Annotated in this window: 15 protein-coding genes; 13 read left to right on the top strand and 2 right to left on the bottom strand. The window is 52.0% G+C overall.

Annotation, left to right across the window (positions count from 1 at the left end; all coding sequences use genetic code 11):
* Positions 1–22 precede the first annotated feature (22 nt).
* From hisI to rimO, 12 genes are all read left to right on the top strand, one after another.
* Positions 23–454 (top strand): phosphoribosyl-AMP cyclohydrolase, encoded by a 432-nt coding sequence (hisI, locus tag BOW06_RS03685; RefSeq protein ID WP_043115842.1) that lies wholly within the window; start codon positions 23–25, stop codon positions 452–454.
* Entirely contained in the window at positions 451–1,230 is a 780-nt protein-coding gene (gene gloB / locus BOW06_RS03680; protein ID WP_043115840.1) for a hydroxyacylglutathione hydrolase, read from the top strand. The genes hisI and gloB overlap by 4 nt, the downstream gene beginning before the upstream one ends.
* Complete coding sequence (locus BOW06_RS03675) at positions 1,231–2,568, top strand: dihydroorotase (protein WP_078454438.1); 1,338 nt, start codon at positions 1,231–1,233, stop codon at positions 2,566–2,568.
* Between the two features lie 141 nt (positions 2,569–2,709).
* On the top strand, positions 2,710–3,642 hold the full coding sequence (ribF, locus tag BOW06_RS03670; protein ID WP_043115838.1) for a bifunctional riboflavin kinase/FAD synthetase: 933 nt from the start codon (positions 2,710–2,712) through the stop codon (positions 3,640–3,642).
* Between the two features lie 37 nt (positions 3,643–3,679).
* A complete protein-coding gene (gene ileS / locus BOW06_RS03665; protein WP_078454437.1) occupies positions 3,680–6,496 on the top strand; it encodes an isoleucine--tRNA ligase in 2,817 nt (938 codons plus the stop codon).
* On the top strand, positions 6,496–6,972 hold the full coding sequence (gene lspA / locus BOW06_RS03660) for a signal peptidase II (protein ID WP_043115834.1): 477 nt from the start codon (positions 6,496–6,498) through the stop codon (positions 6,970–6,972). Before ileS ends, lspA begins: the two co-directional genes overlap by 1 nt.
* Before the next feature lie 172 nt (positions 6,973–7,144).
* Entirely contained in the window at positions 7,145–7,558 is a 414-nt protein-coding gene (locus BOW06_RS03655; protein WP_078462830.1) for a sulfur globule family protein, read from the top strand.
* Positions 7,559–7,856: 298 nt separating this feature from the next.
* Positions 7,857–8,330: a hypothetical protein gene (locus tag BOW06_RS13035; RefSeq protein WP_078462827.1), complete on the top strand. Its 474-nt coding sequence runs from the start codon at positions 7,857–7,859 to the stop codon at positions 8,328–8,330.
* Between the two features lie 163 nt (positions 8,331–8,493).
* Positions 8,494–9,120, top strand: a complete 627-nt coding sequence (locus BOW06_RS03645; RefSeq protein WP_043118949.1) for an L-threonylcarbamoyladenylate synthase — start codon at positions 8,494–8,496, stop codon at positions 9,118–9,120.
* Between the two features lie 8 nt (positions 9,121–9,128).
* A complete protein-coding gene (locus BOW06_RS03640) occupies positions 9,129–10,088 on the top strand; it encodes an esterase-like activity of phytase family protein (RefSeq protein ID WP_078452543.1) in 960 nt (319 codons plus the stop codon).
* 65 nt (positions 10,089–10,153) lie between these two features.
* Positions 10,154–10,732 carry a transglycosylase SLT domain-containing protein gene (locus BOW06_RS03635; RefSeq protein ID WP_078454435.1) on the top strand — a complete coding sequence of 193 codons (579 nt, stop codon included), beginning with the start codon at positions 10,154–10,156 and terminating at the stop codon, positions 10,730–10,732.
* 6 nt (positions 10,733–10,738) lie between these two features.
* Positions 10,739–12,070: a 30S ribosomal protein S12 methylthiotransferase RimO gene (gene rimO, locus BOW06_RS03630; RefSeq protein WP_043118936.1), complete on the top strand. Its 1,332-nt coding sequence runs from the start codon at positions 10,739–10,741 to the stop codon at positions 12,068–12,070.
* A 70-nt stretch (positions 12,071–12,140) separates the two neighbouring features.
* Here the strand turns inward: rimO and BOW06_RS03625 are convergent, their stop codons facing one another.
* Positions 12,141–12,356, bottom strand: a complete 216-nt coding sequence (locus tag BOW06_RS03625) for a YgaP family membrane protein (protein WP_078452540.1) — start codon at positions 12,354–12,356, stop codon at positions 12,141–12,143.
* Positions 12,357–12,442: 86 nt separating this feature from the next.
* Between BOW06_RS03625 and BOW06_RS03620 the strand changes: the two genes are divergently transcribed.
* Positions 12,443–13,987 (top strand): bifunctional aminoglycoside phosphotransferase/ATP-binding protein, encoded by a 1,545-nt coding sequence (locus BOW06_RS03620; RefSeq protein WP_052132358.1) that lies wholly within the window; start codon positions 12,443–12,445, stop codon positions 13,985–13,987.
* Between the two features lie 9 nt (positions 13,988–13,996).
* On the opposite strand, the gene dusA is transcribed toward BOW06_RS03620, so the two are convergent.
* On the bottom strand, positions 13,997–14,974 hold the full coding sequence (gene dusA, locus BOW06_RS03615) for a tRNA dihydrouridine(20/20a) synthase DusA (protein ID WP_078454434.1): 978 nt from the start codon (positions 14,972–14,974) through the stop codon (positions 13,997–13,999).
* Between the last annotated feature and the right edge of the window lie 122 nt (positions 14,975–15,096).

Raw genomic sequence — 15,096 nt, 5'->3', positions numbered from 1 at the left:
AGAAATGGGCGTGGATACAGCGATGGGATTTTTCAAGTTACGCGAGCAGGATTCTGCAGGTGATGCCAAGACGCTGGGCGAGACCCTGGAAGCGCTCAAATACAACAGCGATGGATTAGTGCCTGCGATTGCACAGCAGTACGACAGTGGTGAGGTTGTCATGATGGCGTGGATGAACCGTGCCGCAATCGAGGAGACGCTGGAAACCGGTCGTGTCTGCTACTGGTCGCGTTCACGCCAGGCCTACTGGCGCAAGGGAGAGTCCTCGGGGCAGATTCAGAAACTGATCGAGATGCGTTTCGATTGTGATGGTGACGCACTGTTGCTGAAGGTTGATCAGACAGGTCCCGCTTGTCACACAGGTCGCCGCAGCTGTTTCTATCACAAGGTTGATGGTGACAGGGTTGTCATCGACGGTGAACCCCTGATCAATCCTGAAGAGCTCTACAAATGATTGATGTTTTTCCGATACCTGCATTTGACGATAACTATATCTGGTGCCTGACAGGTGGAGATGGCGGCTCTGCAGGGGTCGTTGATCCCGGTGATGCAGATCCCGTGCTTGAATATCTTTCAGAGAATGGGCTGGTTCTCAGTGCGATACTTGTTACTCATAAACATGGTGACCATGTCGGTGGTGTCCGGGAGCTTCTTGAGGCGTTTCCCGGTATTCCCGTTTTTGGCCCGCGCAATGAGCCGATCTCCTCGCTGACAGAACGGGTCGGTGCCGGTGACAAGGTTGAATTGCCTGAAATTGGTGCGCAGTTTGAAGTCATGGATGTGCCGGGACATACCGAGGGGCATGTCGCCTATTTTGGGCATGGCATGCTGTTTTGCGGTGACACCCTGTTTGCTGCAGGTTGTGGCAGGGTGTTCAGTGGTACGCATGAACGGCTGCATCACTCGCTGATGGCAATTGCATCACTGCCGGGTGATACCCTTGTCTACTGTGCGCATGAGTACACACTGGCCAACCTCGGTTTTGCAAAATGGGTCGAGCCTGACAGTGAGGTACTTGCCGAACGAATCCATAATGACAGTGAACGACGCAAGGCAGGCAAGCCGACAGTGCCATCGCTGCTGTCGCTGGAGAAGGAGACGAATCCTTTTTTGAGGACAGCTGAAGCGCATGTCATTGCTGCAGCAGAGAAATATGCCGGCAGATCATTGTCTGGCGGCACAGAAGTTTTTACCGCAGTACGAACCTGGAAAGACAGGGAGTATGACTAAATGAAATCAATAGTGATCAAGAATGCCCGCATTGTTAACGAGGGCTGTATCAGCGAGGGTGATCTGCGAGTTGCTGATGGACGCATTGCGCAGGTTGGTGGCGAAATCAGTGTGCAGGCCAATGACAGGGTGATCGATGCAGGCGGCAAGCATCTGCTGCCGGGCATGATTGACGACCAGGTTCATTTTCGTGAGCCGGGCCTGACCCACAAGGCGGATATGGCGACCGAATCTCGTGCGGCAGCTGCGGGCGGTATCACCAGCTACATGGAGATGCCGAATACCAATCCTCAAACGATTACAGTTGAGGCGCTCGAAGCCAAGTACCAGTTGGCGGCCGGCCGCTGCATGGCGAACCACGCCTTCTATATGGGTACCACCAACGACAATATTGACGAGATCCGTAAACTGAAGCCGGATCAGACCTGCGGTATCAAGATATTCATGGGTGCATCAACGGGCAACATGCTGGTCGATAACCCCGAGACACTGGCAATGGTTTTTCGTGATGCGCCAATGCTGATAGCGACGCATTGTGAAGATTCGCCAATGATCGAACAGAACGAGGCAATCTATCGTGAGAAATACGGTGAAGATGTCCCGATTGAGTATCACCCGCTGATTCGTAGCGAAGAGGCATGCTACAAGTCATCCTCAATGGCTGTTGCGATGGCTAAAGAGCATGGCACCCGTCTGCACGTACTCCACATGACGACGGCACGCGAGCTTGAGTTGTTCGAACCGGGCCCTGTTCTCGACAAGCGTATTACCACCGAGGCATGTGTGCATCATCTCTATTTTGATGAAAGCGATTATGCGCGCAAAGGCACCCTGATCAAGTGCAACCCGGCGGTTAAAAAGGCCTCGGATAAAGCAGGACTGCGCAAGGCCCTCGCGGAAGACCGAATCGATGTTATCGCCACCGATCATGCACCACACCTGCTTGAAGAGAAGGATAACAGCTATTTCAAGGCACCTGCAGGGTTGCCCCTGGTGCAGCATGCCCTGCAAATGGCGCTCGAGCTGTACCACGATGGTGTTCTGACGCTGGAACAGGTCGTCAACAAGTGCTCTCATGCACCGGCGCAGCTGTTTGGTATCAAGGAACGCGGTTTTTTACGTGAAGGCTATTGGGCGGACCTGGTATTGGTCGATTTGGATAAGCCAATAACAATTGAGCGTCAGGATATACTGTACAAGTGTGGCTGGTCACCGCTTGAGGGAGATACCCTTGGTTCGACGATTGACACCACGATTGTCAATGGTGAAATTGTCTATGATCAGGGTGTCATTTCCAATGTGATCGCGGGTCGGCGACTTGAATTCACCGGTCGCTAACGGCTTGCTGCAGAATTTCCCGGTTGTCCGGGTGTTTGAATATGAGTGCGATACGTTCCATTCGGAAAAGAGCCGGAAAATGAGGCAGCCTGACGCTTTAATCCTGATATAATTGCGTTTTTCGTCAGCATCCGCTCGAATATGCGTCTAATACGCGGGCTTCATAATCTACGCCCCGAAGATCATGGCTGTGTCGCCACAATTGGTACCTTTGACGGTGTACACCGTGGGCACCAGGCTGTTTTTCGCTCGTTGCATGATGTCGGCAGCCAGTTGGGCTTGCGTTCGACCGTAATTACCTTCGAACCGCAGCCAACCGAGTATTTTCGTCCCGACGAAGCCCCGGCGCGTCTGACGCGTTTACGCGAGAAGCTCCAGGTATTACAGGCGTGTGGAATTGACACGGTGCTCATACTGGAATTCTCCCGTCGACTGGCTTCCATGGGAGCAGAGACCTTTATCGACGAGATACTGGTACGTGGTCTTGGTGTTGAGCATCTCTACGTGGGTGACGATTTTCGCTTTGGGCGTGCACGCAGTGGCAACGCTACGATGCTGCGCGATGCCGGTGAACTGCACGGTTTCGCTGTAGACGATATGGATACACACATGATTGATGGTGAGCGCGTCAGCTCCACGCGGATACGCCAGTGCCTCGCGGATGATGACCTCGAGACAGCCACGGCGCTGCTGGGAAGGCCCTATTCAGTCTGCGGGCGAGTCGCGCATGGTGACAAGCGTGGACGTACGATCGGTTTTCCGACGCTGAATATTCCGGCGCACCGTCGCAAGACGCCGTTGCACGGTGTCTACGCAGTACGCGTGAAGGGGCTTGGTGACACGCCTGTCGAGGGTGTTGCAAATATCGGCAGTCGACCGACTGTCGATGATGGTAAACAAGTCATCCTGGAAGTGCACCTGTTTAACTTCGACAGGGAGGTGTACGGAATGCATATCGAGGTGGAGTTTGTTGCACACCTGCGCAACGAGATAAAATTTGAATCCTTTGATGATTTGAAAATGCAGATTAATAAAGACGTTATCCATGCGCAGGAAGCGCTTGAGAAACGTTGAACCGTTATAAAGAATTGATACAGACCTGAGAACTATTGTGAGTAACTACAAAGAGACACTGAATTTGCCAAAAACAGCCTTTCCGATGAAGGGTAACCTGGCACAACGTGAACCCACGCTGCTGCACCATTGGGAGCAGACAGGTCTCTATGAAAAGATTCGCGAGGCCTGCAAGGGACGTCCGACTTTTATTCTGCACGATGGACCTCCCTACGCGAATGGCGAGATTCATATCGGCCATGCGGTTAACAAGGTTCTGAAAGACATCATCGTCAAGTCACGCACCCTGGACGGTTATGATGCGCCATACGTACCCGGCTGGGATTGTCATGGACTGCCAATCGAACTGCAGGTTGAGAAGAAAGTCGGCAAGCCAGGCAAAAAGGTTACTGCTGCCGAGTTCCGCAAGGCGTGTCGTACGTATGCGACCAAACAGGTCGATGGCCAGCGCGAGGATTTCAAGCGTCTTGGTGTTTTTGGTGACTGGGCGAATCCCTACCTGACGATGCAATACCAGGTCGAGGCAGAGATCATCCGCTCCCTGGGGCAAATCGTAGACAACGGCCATCTGCACGAGGGAGCCAAGCCGGTGCACTGGTGTACTGATTGTGGATCTGCGCTTGCCGAGGCCGAAGTCGAATACAAGGACAAGCAGTCACATGCAATCGATGTGCGTTTTGGCGTCATTGACGAGGAAGCATTTTTCGCACGCTGTCACTCGGTGCCTGATCACCACGGTGAGGGCCCGATGTCGGTTGTCATCTGGACTACCACGCCGTGGACTCTACCGGCGAACCAGGCTGTGGCCTTCAATCCCGCACTCGAGTACGCCATTGTTCAGGTGGAAAATGATGCGGGTAAAGAGCGCCTGATGGTTGCCGAGGGCATGCTCAAGGAGACCATGGATCGCTGGAATATCGAGCGTTGTCATGTGCTCGCCTATGGAAAGGGCGGTGAGTTCGAAAACCTCATGCTGCAGCATCCATTCTATGATCGACAGGTACCGATTATTCTCGGTGAGCATGTCACGCTCGAGACCGGTACTGGCGCTGTCCACACAGCACCGGGGCATGGTGTCGAGGATTTTGTTGCCGGACAGTATTACGACCTGCCGGTCGACAATCCGGTCAATAGTCATGGTGTATTTGTTGAAGGCACAGAGCTGTTTGCTGGCGAACATGTGATGAAAGCCAATGCTCACGTTATCGATGTGCTGCGGGAGCGTGGCGCACTGCTGCGTGAAGAGGCGCTGGTGCACAGCTATCCGCACTGCTGGCGTCACAAGACACCGATCATTTTCCGTGCTACACCACAGTGGTTTATCAGCATGGAACAGAATGGCTTGCGCAAGGCAGCACTTGAAGAAATCAAAAAAGTACACTGGATGCCTGAATGGGGCCAGGCGCGTATCGAGGGTATGGTCGAGGGACGCCCGGACTGGTGTATCTCGCGCCAGCGCACATGGGGTGTCCCGATTACACTCTTTATTCACCGGCAGACTGGCGAATTGCACCCGAATACAACTGAACTCATCGAGCGTGTTGCGGCAGAGGTCGAGCAGCAGGGAATCGAGGCGTGGTTCTCTCTCGATGTTGAGGCATTCCTTGGTGATGAAGCATCTGACTACGAAAAGGTAACGGATACGCTGGATGTATGGTTCGATTCGGGCGTTACTCATGCCGCTGTACTGAATCATCGTGATGGCCTGCATGCACCTGCAGATCTCTACCTTGAGGGTTCCGATCAGCACCGTGGCTGGTTCCAGTCATCCCTGATGACGTCGACCGCCATGTATGGTCACGCGCCTTATAAGAGCGTTCTCACCCACGGATTTACCGTCGATGCCAACGGTCGCAAGATGTCCAAGTCAGAGGGTAACGTACTGCAGCCGCAGAAGGTGATCAAGAACCTGGGCGCGGATATCATCCGTTTGTGGGTGGCCGCAACTGATTATCGCGGCGAGATGAACGTCTCTGAAGAGATTCTCAAGCGTACTGCCGATGCTTATCGACGTATTCGCAACACGGCACGCTACCTGTTGTCGAACCTCGACGGTTTCGATCCGTCTGTCAACATGGTGTCTGCCGACAAGATGGTGTCACTCGATCGCTGGGCTGTTGCACGAGCTGCGCAGTTGCAGGATGAGATCATCGAAGCTTATCGTGGCTACAGCTTTCACCTGATTTTCCAGAAGATTCATAACTTCTGTGTCACTGACATGGGAGGCTTCTACCTGGATGTCACCAAGGACCGGCAGTACACATGCCAGGCAGACAGCCTTGCAAGGCGTTCAGCACAAACTGCCATGTATCACATTGCCGAAGCATTGGTTCGCTGGTTTTCACCAATCCTTAGCTTTACCGCTGAAGAGATCTGGCAGCACATGCCTGGTGAGCGTAGCGACTCAGTCTTTCTGGAGACCTGGTATGAGGAGCTGTTCAACCTGACTGACGCTGATGTGGTTAGCACAGAACAGTGGCAGCAGATCATTCGTGCACGTTCTGCCACCGGCAAACTGCTGGAACAGGCACGCAAGGATGGAGCCATCGGTTCATCGCTGGATGCCGAGGTGGTTCTCAGTTGTGAAGGCGAGTTGCATGATGCGCTGGCTGCACTCGGTGATGAGCTGCACTTTGTGCTCATCACTTCGAAAGCATCAGTTGTTACTGGTGATGCGGGTACTGAAACCGAGTTGAGTGGATTGCATGTCACTGTGACACCGTCCGCGGCCACCAAGTGTGATCGTTGCTGGCATCACAGCGAGGATGTTGGTGCTGATTCAGATCATCCGGAGCTTTGCGGCAGATGTGTGACCAATGTTAGCGGCGAGGGTGAAGAGAGAGTATTTGCCTGATGCTGCGCTGGCTGTTGCTATCTCTGATTGTTGTTGTCTTCGACCTGGCGACAAAGCTGTGGGTAGAGGCAAGTTTCGAATTCAGGGAACAGTTGCCCGTGATCGAGGGCTTTTTTAACCTGACACTTGTGTATAACAAGGGTGCTGCATTCAGTTTCCTCGCTGATGCGGGGGGCTGGCAGCGCTGGTTTTTCATCGTGCTTTCGATCGTGATATCGATTGGGCTGCTCGTATGGCTCAAGCGCCTGCAACCACATGAGCGAGTTGTTGCTGTTGGTGTCAGCCTTGTGCTTGGAGGCGCCATCGGTAACCTGATTGATCGTGTGCTCTATGGCCAGGTTATCGATTTTCTGCTCTTCTATTATGACCGCTGGAGCTGGCCCGCTTTCAATGTGGCTGATAGTGCTATCTTCCTGGGTGTCGTATTCCTGCTGTACGATGCGTTTTTCGGGAAGCAACCAGAGACACACTCCTGAGACAGGCCGAGGAGTCACCTCGGCCCCTTAATAAGAATAACTAATTAGCAATATAAGCATCTCAAATTAGACAATTTAAGCAATTACTTATATTCTTATTGTCACTGAGACGGCGCGCGGTACTTCCGGATCACGAAACGATTGAAACATGAAAACTCTTTTGGAGACTGAAATGAAAAAGATTATTACAGCAGCTGCAATCGCAGCGATCATGGGCGCCTCTTCAGCTGCAGTTGCTGAGTGGGACATGCCTTTCTTTGATAACGACGACAACTACTACAACGACAACAACTGGAACAACGATTGGTACAACGATGGTTACGGTTACGGACGTGGTGACGGTCGTGGACGTGGCAAAGGCCGTGGCAGCTTCAACATGAACTTCGATGCTGATGCCGATACCGATTGGGAAGGCGACGGTTCTAGCGACTACTACGGTCGTGGCTACAACAACTGGGACAACCGTTGGGACAACCGTTACAACAGCTACAATGGTCGCTACGGCGCACCTTACGGCTACGGTCCAGCTCCTGTTGCTCCAGCTGCCCCCCAGGCACCTGCAGCTACTGGTAACTGCCCACAGTAAGTCATACTGGCAGTTAGCTGATAAAAACACCGGGCGGGGTAACCTGTCCGGTGTTTTTTTATTATAATCTCGAGTATCCGGCAATATCACTCTGTGCAATAGCTCTCCTTTCCTGTCTGATCAGAATCACATCTGGGTCAGTCCCAGGTATTAAATAAAAGACATAAATGCAAATATAAAAACATCATATTAGATAATTTAAGCAAATGCTAATATACTTATCACCACTGAGACGGCGTGTGGCACTACCGAATCTCAACATCTGATTTTAAACGTGAAAACTCTATTGGAGACTGATATGAAAAAGATTATTACAGCAGCTGCAATTGCAGCAATCATGGGTGCTTCTTCAGTTGCAATCGCGGATTGGGATATGCCTTTCTTCGATGACGATGATGATTACTACAGCGACAATAACTGGAACAACGACTGGTACAACGATGGCTACGGTCGTGGCTATGGTCGTGGTGATGGTCGTGGTGATGGTCGTGGTGATGGTCGTGGTGATGGTCGTGGACGTGGACGCGGTCGTGGCAGCTTCAGCATGAACTTTGATGCTGACGCAGATGCAGATACCGATTGGGAAGGCGACGGTTACAGTGATAACTACTACCGTGGCTACAACAACTGGGATAACCGTTACTACGGTCGTAGCTACAACGGTCCTTACGGCTATGCTCCATACGGCTACGGTCCAGCTCCTTACGGACCAGCTCCTGTTGCTCCAGCTGCCCCTCAGGCACCAGCAGCAACTGGTAACTGCCCACAGTAATTTAATACTGGCAGTAAGCTGATAAAAACACCGGGCAGGGTAACCTGTCCGGTGTTTTTTATTGGTGTCATGGAGCGATAAATTTATAATAGATAACTATCAAGAAGGCGTCAGGCCCTGTATGCTTCGTCCCAGATCATTTAATGCTATTGAGAATCCGGCAGTGTCACAGTTTTTTCAGATCCATCCCGACAATCCACAGGCACGCCTCATCAGTCAAGCTGTTGAAATCGTTCGCAATGGCGGAGTTGTCATCTACCCGACTGATTCAGGTTATGCACTTGGTTGCCATCTTGAAGACAAGGAAGCGATGGAGCGTATTGTGCAGATTCGCCGAGTCGGAAAAGATCATAATTTCACCCTTGTATGCCGTGATCTCTCCGAGATCGCAACCTATGCAAAAGTGTCGAATGCCTCATACAGGACACTCAAGAGTCTGATTCCCGGTCCCTACACCTTTATCTTTTCTGCGACGAAAGAGGTGCCAAAGCGCCTGCTAAATCCAAAGCGAAAAACCATTGGTATCCGTGTCCCGGACAACCGTATAGCGCTCGATCTGCTCGAGTCACTCGGTGAACCGCTGATGAGTACCACCCTGATCCTGCCGGGCGAAGAAGATCCATTAACCGATCCTTATGATATGCGCCAGACACTGGAGTACGCCGTCGACCTGATAATTGATGGTGGCTACTGTGGAATTGATGCCACCACCGTGGTGCACATGGATGAAGATCCACCCAGGGTATCACGTGCCGGTCTTGGGGATACCTCGATGTTTGAGGCGGGCTGAGCCCACGTATGGCACGTTTTTTCCTGTGCCTTCTTCTTGCGAGTGTCATACCACTGCATGCCGATGTAATTTCATGGCCTGTGAATTCCTACGTCGGTGAAAACACTCCTGACGGAATCAGGGTGCTGGCAGCATTCGAGTTGGACGATGAGGCGGAAGACAGCACGCCGATTTCTGGATTGTCTGCACTTGCCTGGGATGTTGACAACCAGCTGCTCTATGCCGTATCTGACCGGGGTTGGCTGCACCATCTACAGTTGCGTTTCGACAGTCGAAATCGGCTGGCTGAAATAAACCGGCTTGCAAGCTACCAGTTACGTGACCTGAAAGGGAAACCGCTGAAGGGCAAATGGCGAGATGCCGAGAGTGCATTTGTATTGCAGGGCGACAACGGTATTCGCGATGATACCCTGATCGTGATCGGTTTTGAGCGTTCACCACGCATTGTCCGCTACCGTCCTGATGGCTTTCAGCAGGGCCGTTACAGCTTGCCAAAGCAGTTATCGAAGAAGAAAAAATTTCACAAGCCAAATGATATGTTCGAAGCTGTCGCCATGCATGAAGAGCTCGGTGTTATGTTAATCCCGCAGAAGCCACTGATGGGGCGTGAAATCAATGCGCTCTATCGTTTAAAAGGTGAAAAGCAATGGGATTACGAGATGGAGAGTGAGAGGGGGAATTCCATGGCAGCACTCGAGGCTCTACCTGATGGCTCCCTTGTAGCAATGGAGCGTGCCTGGGATAGAGTTTTTTTCTCACTGGTGATAAATCTGAAGCAGATAAGAGTTGACTCTGACCGGCTTGTGGTTGAGAAAATTGCACGCCTTTCCAATGCAGAAGGCTGGATACTGGATAATTTTGAGGGTCTTGCACGCCATCAGGATAAACGTTTTTTTATTGTCAGTGATGACAACCAGAATCCGCTACAAAGAACACTGCTCTACTATATTGAACTGAAAACCAGGTAAGACGGGATGCAATCTTTGCGTGGCGCTTGTATTATTTCTATATGACTATCGAATAGGCAGGACAGATGCGAAATACCTTTCTCCTGACTTTGCTTGGTGCCAGCTTGGCCTTGGGCGGTTGTGCGACCACACCACCGAGTAATACCGGTAATATCTGCTCGATTTTCGACCAGAAAAATGGCTGGTACAACGACGCAAAAGATGCAAACGCAAAATGGGGTACACCGATTCACGTGATGATGGCGATAATCAAGCAAGAGTCCCATTTTCGCCATGATGCCCAGCCGGCAAGAAAGAAGATTCTGTGGGTGATCCCTGGCAAGAGACCTTCCTCAGCCTATGGCTATCCGCAGGCGCTGGACGGTACATGGGCTGCCTACAAGAAAGACACCAACAGCTTCTTTGCCGATCGTGATGATTTTGCTGATTCCGTCGATTTTGTCGGTTGGTATACGGACAACAGTCAGCGCAAACTAGGGATTTCCAAGTGGGACGCCTACAATCAGTATCTTGCCTATCATGAGGGGCAGGGTGGCTATGCACGTGGTTCGTACCACAAGAAAGGTTGGCTTAAAACGGTGGCAAAGAAGGTTGATAGTACAGCCAGGACCTATGGTGCCCAACTAAGACAATGTCGTGGATAACTGCTGATGAATCCACCAGCGGGCCCAGCCCCGAGTGTCGGTTTTGTCAGCCTTGGTTGCCCAAAAAACCTGGTTGACTCGGAACGTATTCTCACACAACTGCGCGCCGAGGGTTACGAGCTTGCATCAGACTATGCCGAATCGGATATCGTCGTCGTCAACACTTGTGGATTTATTGATGCCGCAGTACAGGAGTCACTCGACACCATAGGCGAGGCGCTGCAGGAGAATGGTAAGGTCATCGTCACTGGTTGCCTCGGCAAACGTGATGAGGAGATCCGCGAAGTTCATCCAAATGTATTGGCAATTACAGGTCCACACGAATACGAATCTGTCATGGAGCAGATTCATACTTACCTTCCACCACCACATGATCCTTTCAGCAGCCTTGTGCCACCGCAGGGCGTTAAGCTCACACCAAAGCACTATGCCTACCTGAAAATATCAGAAGGCTGTAATCACAGCTGCAGCTTCTGCATTATTCCGTCACTGCGCGGCAAGCTGGTCAGTCGCCCTATCGGTGAGGTGTTGCGCGAGGCACAGACTCTTGTCGAAGGTGGTGTGCGTGAACTGCTCGTGGTGTCGCAGGACACCAGCGCCTATGGTGTTGACACAAAATATCGTTCCGAGCTGTGGAAGGGTGGCATTATCCAGACCCGTATACGTGACTTGGCACGTGAGCTGGGCGAACTTCAAGCGTGGATTCGGTTGCACTATGTCTATCCCTATCCGCATGTTGATGACCTGATTCCACTGATGGCGGATGGCCACATACTGCCTTATCTCGATATGCCGCTGCAGCATGGCAGTGAGAGAATTCTCAAGTCGATGAAGCGCCCCGCAGCCACCGAGAAGGTGCAGGACAGGATTTCCCGATGGCGAGAGATGTGCCCGGATTTGACCCTTCGCAGCACTTTTATCGTCGGTTTTCCCGGTGAGACTGAGGATGATTTTGAGCAACTGCTTGATTTTATCGCAGAGGCGCAGCTCGATCGTGTCGGCTGTTTTACCTACTCTCCGGTTGAGGGCGCCACTGCAAATGAATTACCCGGTGCAGTTCCAGAAGAAGTGAAAGAGGAGCGCCTGCAGCGATTTATGGAATTACAGGCCGGAATCAGTGCTGAGAAGCTGCAACGAAAAATTGGATCAAGGCAAATCGTGTTGGTTGACGAGGTGCATCCTGAACTTGTGGTAGCCCGCAGCGAGGCCGATGCCCCGGAGATCGATGGCAACGTTTTGATCGAGGGTGGCTGGGATTTGGCCCCGGGGGATTTTGTCGAGGTAGAGGTGACGTCGGCAAGCGAGCATGATCTCTACGCTGTTCCGGTTACGGAGTAGCCTGTAGGTTCAAGTAAAAAACGGGCTGCCTCGCGGCAACCCGTTATTGCATCAAATCAGTGAGCCTGATTTAGAATGCAGCACCAGGCTTGGCGCCCAGTTTTTTCAGGATTGTCGCCAGTGGGCAGAAGCCTGTGAAGGCAGACTGCAGAATGTTGGCACCGACAAAAGCGGTCAGCCACAGCCAGTTGGCGTTGTGGAAAATCGGGCTGGCAGATGCACCCAGAGCAAGACTGATCAGTACCACGGTACCGGCAAAAGCCATTACAATACGATCGATAGACATAAAATAAACCTCAAAATTTTTTTATTAATAAATATTAATACATTTCAGCGCCGTTAAGTATCAGTAAGTTGCGCTGGGTTGTCAACATGGCAGAGATGATGGTTACTACCCTTGAAGAGCACGCCAGTCTGACTGCGGCACTGGAAAAACAGCTTGGTGCACGCCGCTATGAAACCCATATTTCCACCGTCCTGGTCGCAAACGGCAAGGCGTGGAAGATCAAGAAACCGCTCGACCTCGGTTTTCTTGATTTCTCTACCCTGGAGCGTCGCAAGTTCTGCTGCGAGGAGGAGTTGCGTCTGAATGGGCGTCTTGCCGATGATGTTTACCAGCGTGTCACGCCGATCTGCGGCAGTATCGATGCACCAACCCTGGGTACGGGAGGGGAGGTGATCGAGTACGCAGTGGAGATGCGGGAGTTTCCAGCCGACGCACTGCTGGCTGATCATCAGCACCTGCTCACGGTAGAAGCAATGGATGCAATTGCTGGCCAGATTGCCGATTTCCAGAAAGAGATTACAAGTGCCACAACGGGCGGCGAGTTTGGTTCTCCCGAGGCAGTGCTGTTCCCGATGCAGCAGAATTTCGACCAGGTACGTCAACTGATCGATGACAGTGATGATCATGCCAGGCTCGATGTTCTCAATAACTGGACGATTGCGCAGCATCAACGTCATGAATCCCTGCTTGTATCACGTCTTGAGAATGGTTTTGTCGCCGAGGGACATGGTGATATGCACCTCGGGAACATCGCCGTTGAAGATGGCCGGTTCATTATTTTTGACGGGATCGAATTCAACCCCAATCTCTGCTGGATCGACAAGGTCAACGAGATTGCCTTCTTCATGATGGATCTCGATCGTAATGGGCATCACGACCTGTCAGCACGTTTTCTGAATAGCTGGCTGATCCATACAGGCGACTACGAGGGGCTGGCGTTGCTGCGTTTCTACCAGGTCTACCGGGCCATGGTACGCACCAAGATTGCCGCTTTCCGCCTCGCACAGGAGATCAGTGATGAAGAGCGTGATGCAGTCACGCAGGCTTACCGCGAATACCTGTCACTTGCCGAGTCCTATATTGTTGATGAGCAGCCGCGCCTGATGATTACCTGCGGGCCTTCTGGTTCCGGCAAGAGTGTTGTTGCGCGAGCAGTTGTTGCGCAACTGGGAGCTATACAGGTTGCATCAGATGTTGAGCGTAAGCGACTCGCAGGACTTGCCGCACTTGAATCCAGTAACAGCGAAGTCGATGGCGGCATCTACACAAGCGAGATGTCGCAAAAAACCTATCAACGTCTTTTGCAGCTGAGTGAGACTATCGTCAAGGCAGGGTTCATAGCAGTTGCAGATGCGACTTTCCTGAAGCATGAGTATCGTGACCCATTTGGTGAGTTGGCGGGGAAGCTTGGTGTACCGTTTCATATCCTGAGTATGGAGACAGGCGAGGAAGAGCTGGTCAAGCGCATTGAAGTGCGCCTGGCACGTGGAGATGATCCTGCAGAGGCGAATGTCGAGGTGCTCAGAAAACAGCTGGAATCACAAGAGACGCTGGATGAGAGTGAGCAGACGCATGCCATTATTCTCACTCCCGGCGATGTTGAGGCTGGTGACTACCTCAAGCGCTTGTAAAGTGAGCTGCTAATCAATCGTGACCTCGTTCATAGCGGTGAGCAGTAATGAGGCGTCTGCATCAGGTCGAATGGCACCTTCCGAGAGGATTCGCCGCCAACGGCGTGCACCGGGCATGCCGCTGAAGAGCCCCAGCATGTGACGTGTAACGTGAGACACCTTGCCACCTTCCGCAAGGTGTTTCTCTATGTAGGGAATCATTGCCTCGACTGCCTTGCGCGGTGAGGTGCATGGGTCCTGTTGTCCGTAGAGGGTGCTGTCGATTTGCGATAGTAACCAGGGGCTATGATAGGCGGCACGGCCGATCATGACGCCATCAACCTGCTGCAGGTGTGAACGACTCTCTTCAAGATTCATGATGCCGCCGTTGATGATAATCTCAAGTGCAGGAAACTCCTGTTTGATACGGTAGACACTCTCGTAACTGAGAGGTGGAATTTCGCGGTTCTGTTTTGGGCTCAGCCCCTTAAGCCATGCCTTGCGTGCATGAATGATGAAAGTGTTGCATCCGCTATTGGCCACCGTGCCGATAAAATTGACCAGCTCTTCGTAGCTGTCTTGCTCATCGATACCGATTCGATGCTTGATGGTGACGGGGATTGAAACGGTCTCCTGCATCGCCCTGATGCAATCCGCGACGAGTTGTGGCTCAGCCATCAGACAGGCGCCGAAAGCACCATTCTGTACGCGGTCGGAAGGGCAGCCGACATTGAGATTGATTTCGTCATAGCCCCGGGATTCAACAAGTTTTGAAGCAGTTGCAAGATCAGCCGGGTCACTACCGCCGAGTTGCAGGGCAACAGGGTGCTCTTCCGGGTTGAATTGCAGGTGTCGATCGACATCGCCATGCAAGAGTGCACCTGTGGTGATCATTTCTGTATAGAGCAAGGCACAACGCGTCAGTTGCCGGTGAAAATAGCGGCAGTGACGGTCTGTCCAGTCGAGCATCGGCGCTATAGAAAACAACCTGTTGATATTAGTAGTCATTATGTATCTTGTTTGTGCGCAATATCTGAATAAGTGTGCACGCTGCTCTGTATGGAAGCCAACGTGTCCGGATTTATTGATGGCTCAACCAAAAACAAAACACTACACTGTTTATCAGGATT

The sequence above is a fragment of the Solemya velum gill symbiont genome, assembly GCF_002020255.1.
Lineage (GTDB): Bacteria > Pseudomonadota > Gammaproteobacteria > Chromatiales > Chromatiaceae.
Note: the sequence above shows the minus strand (reverse complement) of the source record. Positions and strands in the feature narration are given on the sequence as shown.